Annotated in this window: 19 protein-coding genes; 15 read left to right on the top strand and 4 right to left on the bottom strand. The window is 59.4% G+C overall.

Features of this window, described 5'->3' with window-relative positions:
* Nucleotides 1-42 precede the first annotated feature (42 nt).
* Together DWU98_RS17415 and DWU98_RS17410 are read right to left on the bottom strand one after the other, a co-directional pair.
* Nucleotides 43-2,064: an NADPH-dependent 2,4-dienoyl-CoA reductase gene (locus DWU98_RS17415; RefSeq protein WP_115496838.1), complete on the bottom strand. Its 2,022-nt coding sequence runs from the start codon at nt 2,062-2,064 to the stop codon at nt 43-45.
* 84 nt (nt 2,065-2,148) lie between these two features.
* Complete coding sequence (locus DWU98_RS17410; protein ID WP_115496881.1) at nt 2,149-2,409, bottom strand: acyl-CoA-binding protein; 261 nt, start codon at nt 2,407-2,409, stop codon at nt 2,149-2,151.
* A gap of 108 nt (nt 2,410-2,517) precedes the next feature.
* On the opposite strand from DWU98_RS17410, the gene cmk reads away from it, so the two are divergent.
* From cmk to DWU98_RS17355, 11 genes are all read left to right on the top strand, one after another.
* Nucleotides 2,518-3,198 (top strand): (d)CMP kinase, encoded by a 681-nt coding sequence (gene cmk, locus DWU98_RS17405; protein WP_115496837.1) that lies wholly within the window; start codon nt 2,518-2,520, stop codon nt 3,196-3,198.
* A gap of 162 nt (nt 3,199-3,360) precedes the next feature.
* Nucleotides 3,361-5,034: a 30S ribosomal protein S1 gene (rpsA, locus tag DWU98_RS17400; RefSeq protein WP_115496836.1), complete on the top strand. Its 1,674-nt coding sequence runs from the start codon at nt 3,361-3,363 to the stop codon at nt 5,032-5,034.
* A 69-nt stretch (nt 5,035-5,103) separates the two neighbouring features.
* Nucleotides 5,104-5,403, top strand: coding sequence for an integration host factor subunit beta (locus DWU98_RS17395; protein ID WP_115496835.1), 300 nt, complete (start codon nt 5,104-5,106; stop codon nt 5,401-5,403).
* Nucleotides 5,404-5,565: 162 nt separating this feature from the next.
* Nucleotides 5,566-5,826: a DUF1049 domain-containing protein gene (locus DWU98_RS17390; RefSeq protein WP_115496834.1), complete on the top strand. Its 261-nt coding sequence runs from the start codon at nt 5,566-5,568 to the stop codon at nt 5,824-5,826.
* Nucleotides 5,823-6,998: a lipopolysaccharide assembly protein LapB gene (gene lapB, locus DWU98_RS17385; RefSeq protein WP_115496833.1), complete on the top strand. Its 1,176-nt coding sequence runs from the start codon at nt 5,823-5,825 to the stop codon at nt 6,996-6,998. Before DWU98_RS17390 ends, lapB begins: the two co-directional genes overlap by 4 nt.
* A complete protein-coding gene (locus DWU98_RS17380; protein ID WP_115496832.1) occupies nt 6,991-8,037 on the top strand; it encodes an MraY family glycosyltransferase in 1,047 nt (348 codons plus the stop codon). Before lapB ends, DWU98_RS17380 begins: the two co-directional genes overlap by 8 nt.
* A complete protein-coding gene (locus DWU98_RS17375; protein WP_115496831.1) occupies nt 8,024-9,919 on the top strand; it encodes a polysaccharide biosynthesis protein in 1,896 nt (631 codons plus the stop codon). Before DWU98_RS17380 ends, DWU98_RS17375 begins: the two co-directional genes overlap by 14 nt.
* Nucleotides 9,920-10,792, top strand: a complete 873-nt coding sequence (galU, locus tag DWU98_RS17370; protein ID WP_115496830.1) for a UTP--glucose-1-phosphate uridylyltransferase GalU — start codon at nt 9,920-9,922, stop codon at nt 10,790-10,792. It begins immediately after the preceding gene.
* Nucleotides 10,793-10,906: 114 nt separating this feature from the next.
* Nucleotides 10,907-12,196 carry an NAD(P)/FAD-dependent oxidoreductase gene (locus DWU98_RS17365; RefSeq protein WP_115496829.1) on the top strand — a complete coding sequence of 430 codons (1,290 nt, stop codon included), beginning with the start codon at nt 10,907-10,909 and terminating at the stop codon, nt 12,194-12,196.
* Nucleotides 12,193-12,546, top strand: a complete 354-nt coding sequence (locus DWU98_RS17360; RefSeq protein ID WP_115496828.1) for a tRNA-binding protein — start codon at nt 12,193-12,195, stop codon at nt 12,544-12,546. Before DWU98_RS17365 ends, DWU98_RS17360 begins: the two co-directional genes overlap by 4 nt.
* A 1-nt stretch (nt 12,547) precedes the next feature.
* Nucleotides 12,548-12,985, top strand: coding sequence for a GNAT family N-acetyltransferase (locus DWU98_RS17355; RefSeq protein ID WP_115496827.1), 438 nt, complete (start codon nt 12,548-12,550; stop codon nt 12,983-12,985).
* On the opposite strand, the gene DWU98_RS17350 is transcribed toward DWU98_RS17355, so the two are convergent.
* Entirely contained in the window at nt 12,982-13,911 is a 930-nt protein-coding gene (locus tag DWU98_RS17350) for an MBL fold metallo-hydrolase (protein WP_115496826.1), read from the bottom strand. The genes DWU98_RS17355 and DWU98_RS17350 overlap by 4 nt on opposite strands.
* 359 nt (nt 13,912-14,270) lie before the next feature.
* On the opposite strand from DWU98_RS17350, the gene DWU98_RS17345 reads away from it, so the two are divergent.
* Nucleotides 14,271-17,696, top strand: a complete 3,426-nt coding sequence (locus tag DWU98_RS17345; RefSeq protein ID WP_158545105.1) for a hybrid sensor histidine kinase/response regulator — start codon at nt 14,271-14,273, stop codon at nt 17,694-17,696.
* Nucleotides 17,697-17,813: 117 nt separating this feature from the next.
* Nucleotides 17,814-18,170, top strand: a complete 357-nt coding sequence (locus DWU98_RS22310) for a hypothetical protein (protein ID WP_230474905.1) — start codon at nt 17,814-17,816, stop codon at nt 18,168-18,170.
* 17 nt (nt 18,171-18,187) lie between these two features.
* On the opposite strand, the gene DWU98_RS17335 is transcribed toward DWU98_RS22310, so the two are convergent.
* The gene (locus DWU98_RS17335; protein WP_115496824.1) at nt 18,188-19,183 is read right to left on the bottom strand and encodes an MBL fold metallo-hydrolase; all 996 of its coding nucleotides are present in this window, start codon (nt 19,181-19,183) and stop codon (nt 18,188-18,190) included.
* Between the two features lie 102 nt (nt 19,184-19,285).
* Between DWU98_RS17335 and DWU98_RS17330 the strand changes: the two genes are divergently transcribed.
* A complete protein-coding gene (locus DWU98_RS17330; protein WP_230474909.1) occupies nt 19,286-20,047 on the top strand; it encodes a sulfite exporter TauE/SafE family protein in 762 nt (253 codons plus the stop codon).
* 141 nt (nt 20,048-20,188) lie between these two features.
* Nucleotides 20,189-20,560: an HU family DNA-binding protein gene (locus tag DWU98_RS17325; protein WP_115496822.1), complete on the top strand. Its 372-nt coding sequence runs from the start codon at nt 20,189-20,191 to the stop codon at nt 20,558-20,560.
* The last annotated feature ends 322 nt before the right edge of the window (nt 20,561-20,882 follow it).

Raw genomic sequence — 20,882 nt, 5'->3', positions numbered from 1 at the left:
GCGCTTCCTTTCTCTCCCCGATGAATCACTTAGCGAGCTTTGTTAAAGCTCCGCGGCAAGTCGTGTGCCTTGGGCGATCGCCCGTTTGGCATCCAGCTCGGCAGCAACATCCGCGCCGCCAATGACATGTACCCGCCCATGCCCGCGCGCGGCCAGCGCGTCCGCCAGAGTGCGGTTGGGTTCCTGGCCCGCGCAGACGATGACGTGGTCGACCGGCAGCGTCTGGGGTTCACTGCCCACGGTAATGTGCAGGCCTTCGTCGTCAAAGCGGTCGTAGCTGACGCTGCCGAGCATGGTCACCTGCTTGTTCTTCAGCGTGGCTCGATGAACCCAGCCCGTGGTTTTATTGAGACGCGCGCCAGGACGCCCTTCGCTACGTTGCAGCAGCCACACCTTTCGGGCCGCTGATTCCGGTTGAGGCTGTAGCAGGCCTCCGGGGTGTTCCAGTTGCATGTCCACGCCCCATTCGCGTGTCCAGCGCGTGATATCGGTGGTGGGCGAGGGCGCGTGTTCGACCAGAAATTCAGCAACGTCGAAACCGATGCCGCCTGCGCCAATGATCGCGACGCGCTGACCCACTGGATGGTTTCGCGCCAGCACATCGAGATAGCTGAGGACGCGCGGATCATCGCTACCCGGAAAACTCACGCGACGCGGCGTAATGCCGGTGGCGATCACGATGTCGTCGTAGCTCGCCGTGCCGAGCGAAGCCAACTCTGCGATCTGCCCCAATTGCACCCGCACGCCCGCATCGTTCAAGCGATGCGTGAAGTAGCGCAGCGTTTCGTGGAATTCTTCCTTCCCGGGAATGCGCTTGGCGTAATTGAACTGGCCGCCGATCTCGCTGGCGCCATCGATCAACGTGACATCGTGGCCACGCTCCGCCAGGGTAGCGGCGCATGCCATGCCGGCGGGACCTGCGCCGACTACGGCAATGCGCTTGCGTGTGTTGGCCGAAGCAATGCGTAGTTCGGTCTCATGACAGGCGCGTGGATTCACCATGCAGCTCGCACGCTGATTCAAGAACACATGATCAAGGCAGGCCTGGTTGCATGCGATGCAGGTGTTGATGCGTTCGCTACGTCCCGCTTTTGCTTTTACTGCCCATTGCGCATCGGCAAGCAGTGGCCTTGCCATCGACACCATATCCGCTTCGCCGCCAGCGAGAATGCGCTCCGCCACATCCGGCATGTTGATGCGGTTGGTGGTGATCAACGGAATCGACACTTCGCTCTTGAGCTTCTTTGTCACCCAGCTGAAGCCCGCACGCGGCACGCTGGTAACGATCGTCGGCACGCGTGCTTCGTGCCAGCCGATGCCGGTGTTGATGAGGCTGGCACCCGCCGCTTCAATACCCTTGGCAAGCGTGACGATGTCTTGCCAAGGTTGTCCGCCTTCAACCAGATCGAGCATCGAGAGACGGTAAATGATGATGAAATTGGGCCCAACCGCCTCGCGCATGCGACGTACGATTTCCAATGGAAAGCGCATGCGCCGCGTGGCGTCGCCGCCCCATGCATCGTTGCGTTGATTCGTGCGCTCAGCGATGAATTGGTTGATCAAATAGCCTTCCGAGCCCATCACCTCCACGCCGTCGTAGCCGGCATCGCGTGCCAGCTGTGCGCAGCGGACAAAATCTTTGATGGTGCGTTCCACGCCGCGCGCGCTGAGTGCGCGTGGTTTGAAGGGCGTGATCGGTGATTGAATCGGCGATGGCGCCACCGACAGCGGGTGATAACCGTAACGGCCGGCGTGCAAGATTTGCATGCAGATGCGTCCGCCTTCCGCATGCACAGCCGCGGTGATTTTGCGATGTCGTGGTGTGTGCCAGGGAAAGGTCATGCGCCCGCCGAAGGGTTTGAGCCAGCCTTCGATGCTCGGCGCGATACCTCCCGTAACCATCAGCCCAACGCCGCCGCGTGCGCGTTCGGCGAAGTAAGCCGCGAGCTTGTCGAAGTCGGCCGCCTTGTCCTCTAGCCCGGTATGCATCGATCCCATCAGGATGCGATTGGGCAGGGTGACGTGACCCAGGTTGAGAGGGGCGAACAGATGGGGGTAGCTCATGCGGCGGCCGTCATTCAAACGATCGTATGAATGTGCCGTCTCTTCGCGAGGGGCGCAAGTGGCCCCGCTAGGGCAGGTGCCGAATCAGTCGAGCAATTGTCGTACCAGCGCTATGTACTGACGCATGGCTTCCTCTTGCGGTACGCCTTTGAGGCGTGCCCAGGCTTCCTGTTTGGCGGTGCCGATGAAATCGAAAAAGCTGGTGGGCTCGCAGTCGTGCACGTCGCCTTCGAGGGCCTGCTTGTAGAGCCCATAAAGCGCAAGCAGCGTGTCGTTGTCGGGTCGTTCCTTGCGCTGCCTCACGTCGTTGGCGGCTTGGTGGAATTGGCTGTGGAGCTCGTTCATGGACGACGGCTGATAGCCTGATACGGTCGAGGTAGTGCCGGTAAACATGGGTGGGTGACCCCCTTAAACACGTTAAGCTAAGCACTTCCCGTGCCATAAGGTCCCTCCATGACTTCACGCCCGTCCGTCCCCGTACTGACCATCGACGGACCCTCCGGATCGGGCAAAGGCACGATTAGCCGTCTGGTCGCAGAGCGTCTGGGCTGGCGGCTGCTGGACTCCGGGGCGCTATATCGGGCAGTGGGCTACGCCGCCGGTATGGCCGGACTTGACCTGTCCGATGCCGAAGCGGTGACTCGCTGCGCGGAAACGACCAAGATCCAGTTTCGTGCGGTGCCACATGATGGCGAAACGCGCGTCATCGTCAATGGACACGATGCCACGGACGAACTGCGCACCGAGACCGCGGGCGCCGCCGCCTCGGCCATTGCCGCGATTCCCTCGGTGCGCAAGGCGCTGGTCGATCTACAGCTCGGTTTCCGTAAAGCCCCTGGCCTGGTAGCGGACGGGCGCGACATGGGTACGGTGATCTTTCCCGATGCGCCCTACAAGGTTTTCCTGACCGCCAGCGCCGCCGAAAGGGCCAAAAGACGCTATAAGCAGTTGAAGGAAAAGGGGCTGAGCGTTACACTTACATCTCTTCAGAGCGAAATTGAGGCGCGTGACGCCCGCGATGCATCGCGAGCCGTAGCGCCGCTCAAACCCGCCCGCGATGCGGTGTTGGTGGATACCACCGGCATGGGGATCGAGGATGTGGTCGCTAAGGTATTGGCCGTCGTGATTCCGTAAAGGGTTGCGGCGGTATTGGCGCTTCATGTCGCGGCATGAAGTTTTGGGTCAACGGTGTGAAGGAGCGATCCCGACCACCCACAACCGGTGGGCCTGTCCATCTGCGCAATTACTCCGACGGCGCGCAGTGGGTCGAGGGCCTTTCTTATTTTTGGAATCAACATGACTGAAAGTTTTGCCGAGCTGTTTGAACAGAGCCAACAGGCCATTTCTAAGCTGAAGCCGGGTGCCATCGTCACCGGTATCGTGGTGGAAATCCGCAACGATGTCGTCGTGATCAACGCTGGCCTCAAGAGCGAAGGCATCGTTCCGATCGAGCAGTTCAAGAACGAAGGCGGCGAGTTGGAAGTGCGCGTTGGCGACGAGGTGAAGGTAGCCCTCGACGCACTGGAAGACGGCTTCGGCGAAACGAAGCTCTCCCGTGAGAAGGCCAAGCGTTCCATGGTATGGGACGACCTTGAGCAGGCCTTCGATAAGGAAGAGACCATCGTCGGCAAGATTTCCGGCAAGGTCAAAGGCGGTTTCACCGTCGACATCAAGGATGTTCGCGCGTTCCTCCCCGGCTCGCTGGTGGACGTGCGTCCGGTACGCGATCCGGTGTACCTGGAAGGCAAGGATCTTGAGTTCAAGATCATCAAGCTGGACCGCAAGCGCAACAACGTCGTTGTCAGCCGCCGCGCCGTCGTCGAGACCGAGTTCTCCGAGGAGCGCGAGAAGCTGCTTGAGCGCCTGACCGAAGGCGCAGTGGTGAAGGGCACCGTCAAGAACCTTACCGACTACGGCGCGTTCGTGGATCTGGGCGGTATCGACGGTCTGCTGCACATTACCGACATGGCATGGAAGCGCGTGCGCCACCCGTCCGAAGTGGTCAACGTCGGCGACGAGCTGGATGTGCGCGTGCTCAAGTACGACCGCGAGCGCAACCGCGTCTCGCTGGGCCTGAAGCAGCTGGGCGACGATCCGTGGGTCGCCATTGCGCGTCGTTACCCGGTTGGCAGCCGTCTGTTCGGCAAGGTCTCCAACGTCACCGATTACGGTTGCTTCGTCGAGATCGAACCGGGTGTGGAAGGCTTGGTCCACGTTTCCGAAATGGATTGGACCAACAAGAACGTCAACCCGGCCAAGGTGGTGCAGGTCGGTGATGAAACCGAAGTGATGGTGTTGGACGTGGATGAAGAGCGTCGCCGCATCTCGCTGGGTATCAAGCAGACGCGTTCCAATCCGTGGGAGGCGTTCGCCGCCACACACAAGAAGAACGACAAAGTGTCCGGCCAGATCAAGTCGATCACCGACTTCGGCATCTTCATCGGCCTGGATGGCGGTATCGATGGCCTCGTGCACCTGTCCGACATCTCCTGGCAGGCTTCCGGCGAAGACCTCGTGCGCAATTTCAAGAAGGGCGACGAGATTGAAGCCGTGGTGCTGGCGGTGGATCCGGAGCGCGAGCGCATCTCCCTCGGCATCAAGCAGATGGAGCAGGATCCGTTCGGTCACTTCATGGCCGTCCATCCGCGTGGCGCGGTTGTCACCGGTACGGTGAAGGAAGTGGACGCCAAGGGTGCCGTAATCGATCTGGGTGATGGCGTCGAGGGTTACCTGCGCGCCAGCGACATCGCCAAGGAGCGCATCGACGATGCCACGCAGCATCTGAAGGTGGGCGAGAAGGTGGAAGCCAAGTTCACCGGTATGGATCGCAAGGGCCGTCAGTTGTCGCTCTCGATCCGCGCCAAGGATGAGGAAGAGCTGCAAGACGCCATGGCCGAATATTCGTCCGCGTCGGGTGGTACGACCAAGCTTGGTGCGCTGCTCAAGGAGCAGCTCAACAAAGCTGAGTAATGTAGTGCCTGCATCGGGGCGGTGTTGCGCCGCCCCGATTCGTTCCACCGTCACGGACATTGGGGACCCATGACCAAATCCGAGCTGATTGAGGCGCTCTCAAGGCGTCAGACCCATCTTGCGTTTAGCGACGTCGAGCTGGCCGTCAAGAACGTCATCGAGCAGATGAGTCAGGCGTTGGCCACCGGTGAGCGCATCGAAATACGTGGCTTCGGCAGTTTTGCTCTGCATTACCGGCCCCCGCGCATGGGCCGCAACCCGAAAACGGGCGACGCGGTCGCGTTGCCGGGTAAGCATGTTCCGCATTTCAAGCCGGGCAAGGAGTTGCGCGAGCGCGTCAACATGCATCTGGAACAGCAGGCTGGCTGAGTCCTTCTTCCTTACGCTTATCCCGACAGGCAGGCGGCCTTGGGCCGATCCTGCCTTTTCTTTTTGGGCAACGAGTTATTGTCCAAAAAAATGACGAATGTGTCTGAATCCCGCCTTCACATTCCTCTGTGAGCTGTTAAGCCAATCAGGTAAAGTCGCATGATGCGATTGATCGTCCTGTTGCTATTGCTACTGTTCATCGCCGGGGGAGTGATCCTGGGGGCGCTCAATGCGGACCTCGTTGGGTACGACCTCGCGTTCGTACGCATCCAAGTACCGAAGGGCGCCGCTCTCTTGGCCGTGCTGGCGCTGGGGTGGATCCTTGGCGGCCTCACGGCATGGCTCGGCGTTACGACGCGGCATCGTCGCGAACGACGGCGTGCGGTAAAAACGCGCGATGCCAAGGCACCCAAAGCACCATGAGCATCTTCTATTCGCTGCTGGCACTGCTCATACCGGCGGCTTTCCTAAGCGGCTGGTGGACGGCTCGGCGCGCCGGTGTGCGTCGCTCTGGCGCGCAAGTCAGTGAATTGTCTTCCGACTATTTCCGTGGCCTGAACTACCTGCTCAACGAAGAGCAGGACAAGGCGATCGAGGTCTTCCTTAAACTGGCCGAATACAACCGGGACACCGTCGAAACGCACTTAGCATTAGGCAACCTTTTTCGGCGTCGTGGCGAAGTGGATCGTGCTATCCGTCTACATCAGCACCTGGTGTCCAGGCCGGGCCTTTCCGAAGGCATGAAGACCGTGGCGCTGCTCGAGCTCGGCGAGGACTATATGCGCGCCGGTCTGCTCGACCGTGCCGAAGCCTTGTTCTCCGATCTGGTGGCGATGAATGCGCATGCTCCGTCCGCCTTGCGCCATCTCATTGCGATCTATCAGCACGAGCGCGACTGGCATAAAGCGATCGAACATGCCCGGCGCCTGGAAACGATGACGGGCGAAGAAGAAGCCACCACCATTGCTCAGTTCTATTGCGAGCTCGCTGAGCAGTCACGCCAACATGGTGCACGCGCCGACGCACGCGAGTACTTGCAACAGGCATTTACGTCCCAGCCTGATTGCGTGCGCGCTTTCATGCTCATCGGACGGTTGCATGCCGAAGAGGGGCAACATGCCGAAGCCGTCGATGCGTACGAGCGCGCGGTAGAAGCGGATATTGCGTTTGTGCCGGAAATTCTTCCACCCTTGCTCGACAGTTATGCGCGTTCCGGACAGATGGAGCGTGCTGAGCGCTTCCTGCGCGATATTCTCGCCCGCTATCACGGCGTTTCACCCGTGCTCGCGTTGACGCATCTGTACCAACAGCGCGACGGTGAAAAACCTGCCATCGACTTCCTCACTTCGCAATTGCGCCAGCGTCCCTCGGTACGTGGGCTGATGGCCTTGATCGATGCCACCATGGACAAGATCGAAGGTGAGGCGAGGGAAAATTTTCTGATTCTGCGCGATCTCACCCGCAAATTGCTGGAGGGCCAGGCGATGTATCGCTGCAGCCACTGCGGCTTCGGCACCAAGGCCCATCACTGGCAATGCCCGAGCTGTAAGGGTTGGAGCACGATCAGGCCGATTCATGGGGTGGCCAATGAGTGAGGTGGTCGTGGCTCATCTCGCCTTGATCACCTGTACCGTGCTCTGTGCTTTTGTGATTGCGCTGGGAGTTGTGCGCGCGGCCATCGCCTATGCACATCGCCGTGGCATGCTCGATCAACCAGGTCAGCGGCGCTCGCACACGATTGCGACCCCACGCGGTGGCGGAATCGGCATCGTTGTGGCCGTGTTGCTGACCATGCCCATATGTCTGCTTAAGGCACCGTCGATATGGCCGCTTCACACCGTGATCACGCTGCTTATCGCGGTGGCGATGATTGCTTTGATCGGCTGGTGGGACGATCACAATTCCTTGCCGGTGCTTCCACGCTTGGGAGTGCAAATACTGGCAGTCGCCTTATTTGCTCTGGCGTTGTTCTACGGCGGTATGAGTTGGCTTTGGCTGCCGCTGTGGATAGTGGGCGGAGCGTGGAGCGTCAACTTGCACAATTTCATGGATGGCATCGACGGCTTGCTCGCGCAGCAGGGTCTTTTCGTCGCCTGCGGCGTTGCCGTGCTTGGATGGGCAGCCGGCCAGCCGGCCTTCGCCGCTGCGTCCGCGTGCGTGGCGGCCGCATGCCTGGGCTTTTGGTGCTACAACCGCTCGCCGGCCCGCATTTTCATGGGCGATGTGGGCAGTGGCAGCATCGGTCTACTGCTTTTTGCGCTTACCGCGATGCTGTGGCGCCTGGACTGGCCGCTGGTATGGCCGGCCCTGATCCTCAGTTCAGCTTTCGTGACGGATGCCAGCCTTACCCTGCTGGTCCGTATCCTGGGAGGGCGGCGCTGGTACACTGCGCATCGCGAACATCTGTATCAATGGATCGTGCGCAGGGGCCATACGCATGCGGTGAGTGCAGCGTGTTATCTGGGGTGGAATCTGCTGATTGCGGCGCCACTGGCTGCGTGGGCATTCGAAAAACCAGGGATGGGGCTCCTGGCCTGCATCGTCACTTATGCCGTTGCGGCGGCCGTCTGGCTTGGGGCCAAGCGCCGCTTGATTGAGCGAGATCGATACAAGGTTCGCTATGACCATACGTAAATGGGTCGGCACAGTACATCCACGGGCGGCAGTGGTCGCACACGATCTGTTGATCACGGCGCTCGCCTGGTGGGTGGCCAAAGAATTGCGTTATGCCTTGGATCCGAAGCTGGTCATCAGCTTCGAGTCCTATGAGTTTCCGATTGTGCTGCTGGTACAAGGCCTGGTCTACGCATGGACCGGTTTGTACAAGGGCGTATGGCGTTTCGCCAGCTTGCCTGATCTGTGGAATATCCTGCGCGCCGCCATTGTCGGCACGGTGGCGATTGGCGTGGCTCTGTTCCTGTACGGGCGCCTCGATGGTGTACCGCGTTCGATCCTGCTGCTCTATCCCTTTGTGCTCGCCTTATTCCTGGGCGCGCCGCGGCTTGCTTACCGGTTCTGGAAGGACAGCCGCATCGATCTTTTCATGAACGCCAAGACGCAGCGCGTGCTGGTCGTAGGCGCCGATAGCGCGGGCGAGGCACTGGCGCGCGATCTGCATCGCGATAGTCGCTTCATGGTCGTTGGCTTTGTCGACGATCGACGCTCACTGCGTGGTGCGCGCATCAATGGCAAACCGGTGCTCGGTACGCTGGAGCAACTTCCGGATGTCGCCAAGGAAGCGGCCGTGCAGATGCTGCTGATCGCGCTGCCAGGAGCCACCGCACGGCAGATGCGGCAGGTCGTGGAATTATGCGATCGAACCGGACTGCCGTATCGCACTGTGCCCAAGCTTGAAGACGTGGTCGCAGGGCGCGCGCAGTTCAATCAGATCAAGGAAGTATCCATTGAGGATCTTCTCGGTCGCGATGCGATCGAACTGGACTGGACTAAGATCCGCGAAACACTCACTGGGCGCCGTGTACTGGTTACCGGCGGCGGCGGTTCGATCGGCTCTGAATTGTGCAGACAGGTAGCGCGACTGGGCGTGCATGCGCTCACGATCGTCGAGTCGTGCGAATACAATCTGTACCAAATCTCGCAGGAATTGCGCGCGACGTATCCGGAGCTGTTGCTCAACAGCGTGCTTGCCGACTGCGGTGATCGCGTCGCTATGCGCCGCGTGTTCACTGAAGTCAGGCCGCAAGTCGTATTCCACGCGGCGGCCTATAAGCACGTGCCCTTGTTGCAAGGACAGTTGCGCACCGCGGTGCGCAACAACGTGTTGGCTACGCGCACCGTGGCGGATATTTCCAACGAAGTCGGTGTGGAATGCTTCGTACTCATTTCCACTGACAAGGCCGTCAACCCCACCAGCGTGATGGGTGCATGCAAGCGCATTGCGGAAATCTGGTGCCAGAATCTCAACGCGCATTCGAGCACGCACTTCATCACGGTGCGATTTGGCAACGTGCTGGATTCGGCCGGTTCCGTGGTGCCGTTGTTCCGTCAGCAGATTCAGGCGGGAGGTCCGCTGACCGTGACGCATCCTGAAATCTCGCGTTACTTCATGACCATTCCAGAGGCCACCCAGCTCATCTTGCAGGCGGCCGCGCTTGGCCACGGTGGGGAAATTTTCGCCCTGGACATGGGTGAGCCCGTAAAAATTCGCGATCTGGCCGAACAAATGATCCGGCTTGCCGGCAAGAAGCCCGGCACCGAGATACCCATCGTGTATACCGGCCTGCGCTCAGGCGAGAAGTTGTTCGAGGAATTGTTCCATCCACTGGAAAACTACAGCGCCACGACACACAACAAGATATTTCTTGCACAGCATCGACCGATGCCGTGGGAATTGCTGCAGGCGCAGATGGCCAAGGTCGCCGAAGCGGCGGGCAATTTCGACGAGGATGGGCTGCGTCAATGTGTATCCAGTCTGCTCCCGTCCTTCAGCTGGAGCGACGTGACCCAGCCCAGCAACGTGATTCCGCTCCGCCGTAACGACATTGGAGAGAAGTGAGTGAGTAAGCCATTGCGCAAGGTAGTGTTCCCCGTAGCTGGTCTTGGTACCCGTTTTCTGCCGGCCACCAAGGTAGTTGCCAAGGAAATGCTGCCGGTTCTGGACAAGCCCTTGATTCAATATGCGGTCGACGAGGCCGTGGACGCAGGGGCCGATACGCTCGTATTCGTCACTAACCGCTACAAACACGCCATTGCCGATTACTTCGACAAGGCCTATGAGCTGGAAGCCAAGCTGGAGGAGAAAGGCAAGGACGATCTGCTCGCCCTGGTCCAAGGCACGCTGCCGCGCCATGTGCGGGCCATCTTCGTGACTCAGCCTGAGGCATTGGGCCTTGGCCATGCCGTCCTTTGCGCCAAGCCAGTGGTGGGCGATGAGCCTTTTGGCGTGGTGCTGCCCGATGACCTGATCTGGAATAACGGCAAAGGCGCCTTGCGCCAGATGGCCGAATTGGCCGAGGCCGAGCATGCTGGCGTGATCGCGGTGGAGGAAGTGCCGCACGATCAAACCGACAAATATGGCATCGTCGACGCTGAACCCGTCGATGAGCGGAGTGCGCGCATCCGCTTCATGGTGGAAAAACCCAAGCCGGCGGACGCTCCCTCCAATCTGGCTGTCGTCGGGCGCTATGTGCTGCCAGCGCGCGTCTTCGAACTGCTCGAACAAACCACGCCGGGTGCGGGGGGGGAAATTCAGCTTACCGACGCCATCGAGGCGTTGCTGATGGAGCAGGGCAAGGTGCTTGCCTATCGCTTTGAGGGCACCCGCTTCGATTGCGGCAATAAGGCCGGCCTGGTTCGCGCCACCATGCATATGGCAATGCAAGATCCCGCGCTGGCCAAAGTGGTTCGCGACGTCGCCAGCAAGCTATAGGCGTCTCTTGCCCGCACCCCTGAGTCGGGGTGCGGTCTGCTACATCCAAGCGTTCGTGCGTGGTACGCGCTATCCTCGGCCGTCCAACCGCCCTGGATCGTCCACGTATTAGGCATGAAGCAACCGCCGGTTCCTTCCTATTACCGCGCTACGGCCATACCCTATGAGCCGTGTATGCCGCTTGAGGGGCGTCACGACGCGCGCGTGGCGATCATCGGCGGGGGATTTGCCGGCCTCAATACGGCGTTAGGGCTTGCCGAGCGCGGCGTGCGCGATGTCGTGGTGTTGGAGCGCGAGCAGATCGGCTTCGGTGCCTCCGGCCGCAACGGTGGCTTTGTGTTCGGTGGGTACTCGCTCGGTGAGGAGGCGCTGCATCACCAGTTAGGCGCTGCACCTGCCAGGCACATCTTCGACCTCACCACTGCAGCCGTTCAGCGCATACGTGAGCGCGTGTCGCACTACGACATTGCTTGCGACATGGTCGACGAAGGCGTGATATGGGCCAACTGGTTCCGCGATCCCAACGTATTGCGCAAACGCCAGCAACTGCTCGCCAAGCATTATGGTGTGCAATGGGATTGGCTGACGCAGGCGCAATTGCGTGAGCGGGTTCGTAGCGAGCGGTACCATGATGGCCTTTACGAACGCAACGCGCTGCACTTGCATCCATTGAATTACGCCATTGGGCTTGCGGCAGCCGCGCAAGCGCAGGGCGTGCGCATCCATGAAGGCAGCGATGTGTGGCGTCTTCGTCGAGAAGGGCAGCAATGGTGCATCCACACGCCCCAGGGCGAGCTGCGTGCCGAACATGTGGTGCTTGCCTGCGGTGGTTATCTGGCTGGCTTGCGCAGGCAAATTGATCGCGCGGTCATGCCGATTGCCACGTATGTGATGGTAACGGAGCCGCTTGGCGAGCGACTTGATCAATGCCTCCAAACACGCGCCGCTATTTACGATACGCGTTTTGCGTTCGATTACTACCGGCCATTGCCCGACAATCGGCTGTTGTGGGGTGGACGTATATCCGTTCGAAATCGTTCCGCCTCGGCTGTTCGGCGCGTTTTGATGCGCGATTTGCTGCGTGTTTTTCCTTCTCTGCGCGAGATCCGCATCGATTACGCCTGGTCTGGATTGATGAGTTACGCACGCCATCAGATGCCGCAGATCGGAACCAGCAGCGATGGGCTTTGGTGGGCGCAGGCATTCGGCGGTCATGGCATGGCACCTACGTGTGTCGCCGGCGAGCTGTTGGCCGCGGCCATCGCCGAAGGCGACGATGGCTGGAAGCAATTTGCTGGCTACGGCCTTGCCGGTGCTTACAAACCCGTGGGCTTGCTCGCAGCGCAAGCCAGCTATTGGTGGCAAGAATTCAACGACTGGTTCAAGACGAGTCTGGAAGGATGAACACACAACCAGCAACGATTGAAACAATTACCTGGGCGGATTTCGAGAAAGTATTGCTCGTCGCAGGTACGATCACGCGTGTGGAAGCGTTTCCAGAAGCACGCAAGCCGGCATGGAAGGTGTGGGCAGACTTCGGCCCTTATGGCGAGCGCAAAACAAGCGCGCAAATTGCAGCGCTATACAGTCCAAAGTCGCTAGTCGGCAAGCAGATCGTGGGCGTCATTAATTTTCCTGAAAAGCAGATCGGGCCGTTCCGATCACAATTCCTGCTCACCGGATTTCATACCGACGAAGGTGTCGTGATCACCACCATAGAGCGTCCCGTACCTAACGGCGCGAGGCTTGCGTGAGATGGCAGGCGCAGTGACTGTGCGCGTGGCGCGCCTCGATGACGCTGCCGAGATCGCGCGGCTCGCAGGGCAGTTGGGTTATGCCACGAACACTGAGGAAATGCACCGACGATTGGGCGTGCTGATCTCTCATTCGGACCATCGCATCAGCGTGGCTGAAGACGCCGCGGCATTGCTAGGCTGGGTTGCCGTAGAACGTCGCCGTACCCTTGAATCGGGCGAGCGAATCGAAATCGTAGGCCTCGTCGTCGATGAACGCGCTCGCGGTACCGGCGTGGGACGCATGCTGGTGGTAGATGCTGAACAGTGGGCTCGGGAGTGCGGTTTCGATACGTTATGTGTGCGGTCCAATATTGCTCGCGAGGATTCCCATCCGTTCTACCAGCACTTGGGTTACGTGCGCCGGAAAACGCAGCACTACTACATCAAACGGCTCTAGCGGTTGTCACGATCGAGCCAAACGCCAAGGCCCTGCGCGTTGAGCTCGATATCCATGCTGAGCCAGTGCCATAGCGCATCACGGTCGCCTTGCCATCCATGTTCCGCCAGATGCCTGGCATAGAGCTCGGTCAATGCACGTACGAGTTGTTCGTGCCGATCGGCCACATCGCTCAGGCTGCGGGCAAGGGCGACCATGGCATCGATCAATGTGTGAAGCATGCCGGCGAGCCGTTGAGGTCGATCAATGCGGCCGAAGTGGGTGAGGTACATCGCCTCGGGCTTGAGTTCAAGCAGCCGCTCGATCGACGCATGCAGCGCTATGGGATCGAATTGCACCGGGGTGGTAGTCGGCAGAATGAAAGGGCCTTGCTCGGTATCGAATGAGCGATAGGACAGGCCGAAGGTATCGCCCGTGAAGCACACATTGGCCTGCTCATCGTAGATGGCGATGTGGTGCTTGGCGTGACCCGGCGTGTCCAGGCAGCGCAGGCGACGGCCACGGAGGTCGACGGTATGACCGTCCGGTGCCTCCACGATCCGCTCGGCTGGCACGGGCCGAAGGCGACCATACGCTTTTTCCATGACGTCTTCGCCATACACCGCCAACGCGCCGGCCCACAGTTGCGAGGGGTCGGCCATGTGCCGCGCGCCACGTGGGTGTACGACCAGCCGCGCATTAGGCAAGTGCGCCAGGAGCTCGCCCGCACCACCTGCATGGTCGAGATGAACATGGGTCAGGATCAGCCAGTCCACCTGGGAGGTGGCCATCCTGGCGTTCGCCAGGGCTTCCAGCAGGCGTGGCACCGAGTGGTTGGTGCCGCAGTCGATAAAAGCGCCGTGCCCTTCATGGGTCAGCAAATAGGCGGCGTCGAATTGGGGTCGCACAAAGCCAGTGTCGATGGTGTGGATGCCATGAGAAGTCATTGATTTACCTGTAATCAGCATTAATGCTCGGCCACAGATGCAGTTGCCGGCGGCAGCTCGTGTTCCTATCAATCGGCATTTTTAAGATAAGTCCGATATTCGTCAGGTGAGTTAGTCCCTACGATTCTCACGCCCATGTGATCCCCCTTTCGCGGTTTACTCAACCTGCATCCACCGGGGGCTTTTCTGACACTAAAAAGGGGATTCCCTACAGCCAATCCCCGTGCTCTTCGCCTTGTGTCATGAAAGGGAGTCATGTGCTTAGAATGTACCGGAGTCGATTTTTCCGCCTCCTTCATCGGATTTTTCTGTCGCGCGTCAAGCTTGTCGGCTCTCCAAATTTACCGGATGAGATGACGATGCCGGAGCCTGTACATCACGACGCTCTTACAGGCCAGCAAGACATTGCCTCGTTAGAGCGGCATCAGCAGCGGCTGCTTTATGGCGGCGGCGTCGTGCTGTCGTTGATCATTCTGCTGATTCTTGGCGTGGCCATCATTCTGAATGTCAACAATTACCGGTCAGACCAGGTCGACGATTTCCGCAACGCCAAGCTGGCACTGGATGCTGTCTTCATTCAAAGGGATGCCGGCTACATCCGTACCTTGAACATGATCGAATACGCATGGCGCAACAAGCCCGAGGAGCTCGTTGCGCAAGGCGCCGATGCGTTTGCCGAATTTACGGCGCATGATGATCAGGCCATCATTCAGGCCAGCGCGCAGGCTACGCCATTCCTGGTCCTCGGCAGCGGTGTCCAGGCGTGGCCCAAGGACAAGGTCGAACGGTACCTCGGGCTCGCGCGTGAGTTATCCATCATCACGGGCACCACCCTTTCCGGACGCGGCAAGCAAGTCGGGACGATGGGGTATTTCTACGAGCCAAGCGAGACGCTGTTTGCATTCGGTAGCCGGCTTGGGAGCAATGATCTGAAGCTCGCCGAAGAAACGCCAGACCGAGCGGCGCTGTTTTCCAAGTTGACCGCTCCCAACATCCGTTTTGACGACATCGAAGCTTTGCGCGAGTTGCATAAGGGCAACAAGACGCTTCCCTTCTACGGCTCGGCGTTGCCGAAGGTACTGTCCTCGATCGGGAAAGATCCTTCCACGGGTGCGCCGGCGGTTATCGGAGCCTTCGTGCCGATGGATGGCGACACACCTATCGGCGCCTTCGTCATCTATGAGCCGGTGTCGCGCTTCGTCAATCAATTGCGCAATGTCACTCCCAATGAGCTGACGGTCCTGACCGAACAGGGACAGGTGGTCTTCGGAACGGCTACCGACGTAGACAGTAACCGGGTCGCCCAGGCATTCCGGCCTTTGATGGCTCTTCAAACCGATCGAGGCTTGGCGCGCTACAAAAAGGGTAGGCATTTTTTTGTGGCCGAACGCATAGCCGGCACGAATTGGACGTTGGTGCGTGCCTATACGTGGTTAGACATACTGCGGCATCAAAGCTTGCCGATGCTCATAGAAATGCTGCTTACCGCCGTACTGCTGGCGGTCCTCTGGGCGTTGCTCATCCGTCAGGACAAGGTCGTTTTCTCTCCGATGCTGGCACGCGCAAAGCGCGTTTATCATAGCGAAGTGCTCAATCGCACCATGATTGAAACCTCGCCGGTCGGGCTTTGCGTCATCGAACGAAGCAATGCGATGCCGTTGCTGCAGAACGATTTGGTGCGCCGCTACGCGGACAGTGACTCGGATGTGGGCGCGTTCTATCGTCGGTTGTTGGAGAGCTACACCCAAGCAGGCTCCACCATGCAGGGCTTGCCGGATGCGCGAGAGTTTGCAATCACCGCAGCCGATGCGAATGAAGGTGCGGTAACGCATCTGCTGGTAGCAGCAAAGCCGATCATTTACCTGGACCGCGATGCGCTTTTCTGCGTGCTGCGCGATCTGACCGCACGCGTAGAAATCGAGGAAAACCTGCGTCGCGCCCGTTACGATTCAGAACAAGCCAAGCTTGCTGCTGAATCAGCCAGCCGGGCCAAATCCACGTTCGTGGCGACCATGAGCCACGAAATTCGCACGCCGCTCAATGGCATCCTGGGCCATCTGGAATTGCTGGGTCATTCGAAACTGGAACCTTCGCAACGGGAACGCCTGGACCGCATCCGACTGTCTGCCGATACGTTGTTGGCGATCATTAGCGATGTGCTCGACTTTTCGCGAATCGAATCCGGTCAACTCGATATCGACCCGATCAGTTTCGATTTAAGGTCCCTCATCGAGCAGACGGTGCTGCTTTATGCACCTACAGCGCAACGCAAGGGATTGAAGCTGTATTTCAGTATCGAGCAAGCTTTGGCACGCGAGTACGTGGCCGATGCACACCGTATTCGACAGGTGCTCAACAATCTGGTCAGCAATGCGGTGAAGTTCACCGAATCGGGCCGCATCGTGTTGCGCGTAAGTAGCGCACCCGCATCGGAAGCCGAGGCGGCGTGGCTTCGCTTCGAAGTGATCGATTCGGGTATAGGGATGTCGGAATCGCAATTGCGGCAAGTGTTTCAGCCGTTTTCACAGGCCGATGCAAGCATCGCCCGACGCTTTGGTGGCAGTGGTCTAGGCTTGACGCTCTGTCATCAACTCGCTGAGTTGATGGGAGGGAGGATGGAAGCGCGCAGCACACCCGGCGTAGGCAGTGTCTTCGCCTTCGACCTGCCGGTGGCGCTGAGTACGAAGACGCCAGGGAATGAGCCGCTGCCATTCGTCGCACAGAAGTTCGTGCTCCTTTCGGCCGTGGCCGAATGGCGCATGGAGATCGCGGCGCTGCTCTGCGCGTGGGGCGCGGACGTAACCGTCGCATCGCAACCATCCGAGCTGGACATCGATACCATCGAACGGGCTGACGCGTTGGTGATATTTGGGGCAGAGCGCGCGTGGGAAAGTGCTGCCGAGTCGACGTTGCGCGCGGATGCGGGATATGTCATACGCGCAACGACCGATGGTCCACTGCTGCCCGAGCAGCGCGATGGCACAACGGCCATTTCGTGTTATTCCAGCGCTGCCTTGCAATCGGCACTTCGTCACCGTTTCCGAGGCGAGGGCGCTCGTGCGGAGGGTGTCGGGCAGACACTTCCAGATCCTGGCCATAAAGACTCCCGTGGCAGGGTTTTGCTTGTAGACGACAACCCCGTCAACCGCGAGCTGATTCAACAGCAACTCGAGATATTGGGCTATGGCGCTGATACCGCCGAGGACGGAGAGGCGGCGTTGCGCCTGTGGCAAGAGGAGCAATACATCGCCGTGCTTACTGATATCAATATGCCCACCATGAGTGGCTACGAGTTGGCGGAGGCATTACGCGCGCGTGGTGTAACGAAACCCATCCTCGCTGTAACCGCCTCGGCACTCGCCAGCGAGAAGGTGCGCTGCAAGCAGGCGGGCATTACTGATCTATTACTCAAGCCACTGTCGCTGGAGAAACTCAAAGCAGCGCTCTTACAGCACCTTGGGCCGATAGAGCGAACGCGTGCGGCCGGACCCGCCTGGGTCAATAAATATCCCGAAAAGGTGCGGCGTGTATTCGTCGAATCCGGCACGCGAGATCTGGATGTGGTTCTGCAGGCGCGGCGCGCTATGGATACGGAAGGTTTGCTTTCCCGCCTGCATTCCATGAAAGGGGCGCTGATGATGATGGGCGAAAAGGTGTTGGCCGAACTTTGCTCCGCTCTGGAAAAGCAGGTCGAGGAGGATGGTATCGAGGCTGCGTCGGATCGTCTGGATCAGCTCGAATCATCCATGCGCGCATTGCTGGAGCGTTTCTCATCCAGTTGCTGAGACAAAGCGCCGCCGCCTACCGAATGCAGTTTGCGTTGTTGCCGGCTACCCCGATTTCAACTCATGTGAACATTGGCCTGCGCATAATGTTGATGCAATCGTTATGAGGAGGCGGCCATGCGCGAAAGCTTGGTGGGTCGTTTTTTATGCGTGCTGGGCACGTTAAGCCTTGGGGCCACGTTTGTGGCTTTGGCGCAGGATCAGACGCCTCCTGGGTCCCTTCCGAGTGCAGGTCAGGCGGCAGACGTGCACATGCCTCATGCACCACGAACGCAGGCAATGGTCAACATGCATGGCATGCATGCACTGCCCGCAACGGTAACCGATGCCGACCCCAGGACGGGCGTCGTGGATGTCGTTGCCCAAGGCATGGCGTTGCGGGTGCATTTTCCTCCGGCCTCGATGCTCAACTTGAAGCCGGGCGACAAAATCGGCTTGTATATGGGCTATAGCCAGGCCAACGTCGTGCAGTAGCGGTCTCTGCATGCCGCTCAATGTGCTTCGTGGTTGCGCCGCCGTTTTCTGCGCCGCCAAAAGCACCAGATCGCTGCGACGATCGCGGCCAATACCAATACAACAATGCCAAGCTCGGCACCCAGCACGCGAAATTGATTGAACATCACGAACATACCGTCTTGCGTGTAAAAGCCATTGAACTTGGCCACGCGCGCCGGGAACGCCAGCAAATCGTCCTTACTCAACGGCAATACGTGCTCGTTGGGGTGATACGTTGAGCCGAAATCGAAAGTGTTACCCTGTGCGTCCAGTTCGATGTGACCGCCCAGCACAGCGCTAACCGGGCGATTCTTTACAAAATCTGCGACGCGTTGTGCGCTGGCCAGATCAGCGGCTGTATTGTCGATGATGAGTCGCCCCGGCATCAGGAAATCGCCGGAAAAGAACAAGCCCGTGTTGCGATCGTAGAAGGAAATATGCGACGGATAGTGGCCCGGGGTGGGGAGTACATCCACGGTTCTGTCGCCAAGTTCGATATGCGCGATTCCGTTGGGCCAGTCGGCGAAACCGAAGAATGCTTTGACGTGCGCGAGATCCGTCGGTACCACCTGCACGTTGGGCAATGACTTAAATTGCCCGTCGCCGCGGCGGTGATCCAGATGGCCGTGGGTATGCAGCACCAGCAGCGGCAAGGTCGAGCTGCCGTTGGTCGGCAAAAGATGTATCACGGTTTGCGCAAGCGGCACTTTTTTCGGGTCCGCGACATCGCCCGTGTCGATCAGCAACGCGCGCTTGGACCCTATCAGCAGGTACATGAAGGGCGCTTCGAATGTTGCGCAGGGATTTTCGCGCAAGATATAGGTGCGCGCGTCGTAGCGGTGTACCTCCAGCGGCGGTTGCGTCGATGTTGCGCAATCGGCTGCCCCTTCATTCCAGGACATATCCGCCCATCCCATCGCCGGAACGGCGTTTGCCTGCATGCAGGCCAGCATGGTGATCAGCAGAAAAAAGCGCGTGGACAGCGATTTCATCGGTTCCGCCTCAGCGTTATGGTCCGAGATAGGATGCGATGCCAGGGATTAGGGTTTAATGGGCGCGATCCGAAGGCTTTGCGAGGTGCTCGTTTGTTTTCCTTGCACGATGTAGTGACTGTGCTGTGCGGTTCACTCGTTGGATTTTCGCTTGCGCTGACTGGCGGTGGCGGTTCGATTCTTGCCGTGCCCTTGCTGCTGTATGTCGTTGGTCTGCACGATCCGCACCAAGCCATTGGCACCAGTGCCCTGGCGGTGGCAGTCAATGCCGTCGCCAATCTGATCCCCCATGCCAGGGCAGGGCATGTGCGTTGGTCGGTCGCTGTTACCTTTGCTGCGGCTGGCGTGGTCGGTGCGTACCTTGGGTCGAGTTTGGGCAAGATGATCGATGGCCGCCACTTGCTGGTGCTGTTTGCATTGCTGATGCTGCTGATCGCTGCATGGATGGTGCGCGGAAGGCATCGCCATGACGGTACGGGTTACCCGCGCAAGGGCACCTTTCCTCGCCTGAGCGTGGTAGGGCTGGGTGCGGGCGGCCTTGCGGGATTCTTCGGTATTGGGGGCGGTTTTTTGATCGTGCCCGGCCTGGTCTTTGCGAGCGGCATGGCCATCGTCGAGGCGGTTGGCACATCTTTGTTCTGCGTGGGGGCCTTCGGTTTTACCGCGGCTCTCAACTATGCCGTGTCGGGATGGGTGGTGTGGCCGATCGCGTGGGAGTTCGTTGCAGGTGGGATCGCAGGAGGCTGGCTGGGAGCATGGGGTGCTCGCAAGCTATCTGGCGTGCGTGGTGCGCTCAGTGTGCTGTTTGCCACCGTGATCGCGCTGACAGCCCTTTTCATGTTGGCAAAAAGCTTGCTTCCATAGCCCTTTTTAGGTTGAAGGCAGGCCTGAATGCAACTTTACGGGCTTTTTTTGCGTTTGCTAGTTGGCGAACGCGCAAATTTCCCCTACATTTCGCTCGCCGAAAGGCGTATTTCAACAATCCATAGAACGATGGGGTAGTCCATGGCAAAGACGAAGGCAGCAAAAGGCAAGACGGCTTCCAAAGCCGCCGCAGCTCCGAAGCCGATCAAGGAAGCACTGAGCAAGTCCGGTCTGGTTGCGCACCTGGCGGAAACCACGGGTCTTGCATCCAAGGATGTGCGTGGTGTTTTGTCCGCACTGGAAGGCGTGGTGCATGCCTCGGTACATAAGAAGGGCGCCGGCACGTTCACCCTGCCTGGTCTGCTGAAGATCACCGCTGTCAATGTGCCGGCCAAGCCGAAGCGCAAGGGCATCAACCCCTTCACGAAGGAAGAGCAGTGGTTCGCTGCTAAGCCCGCCACCGTGAAGGTCAAGATCCGTCCGCTGAAGAAGCTCAAGGACGCGGCGGTTTGATCCTCGCCTAAGGCCGATACGTACGTATCGGCCTTGCAAACCATACGGGATGCGTCACCGCGAGGCGGCGCATCCCGTTTTTATGTCTGCCTGTACTGACGCGTTCCATTTGGCAACGCAAGCCGAGCCATGGCTCGTGCGTGTATCGATGACACTCAGGCCATCGATCCGCTGACAGCTTTCGATAAGGCCCCTGGCTAATCTGCCGCGCAAGGCGCTGGTTACGGCTTTCTCATGCTGCACCGCTTTTCCGTTCCCTCCCTGCGTTGCTTGGCCGGTGGTAAAGCGCACGGATAAAAGCCGCACCGCAGTACTGCGAGCA

Origin of the sequence: Dyella monticola (genome assembly GCF_003363155.1) — a bacterium.
GTDB lineage: Bacteria > Pseudomonadota > Gammaproteobacteria > Xanthomonadales > Rhodanobacteraceae > Dyella_B > Dyella_B monticola.
The sequence above is the reverse complement of the archived record's forward strand: the minus strand, read 5'-3'. Positions and strand labels throughout refer to the sequence as shown.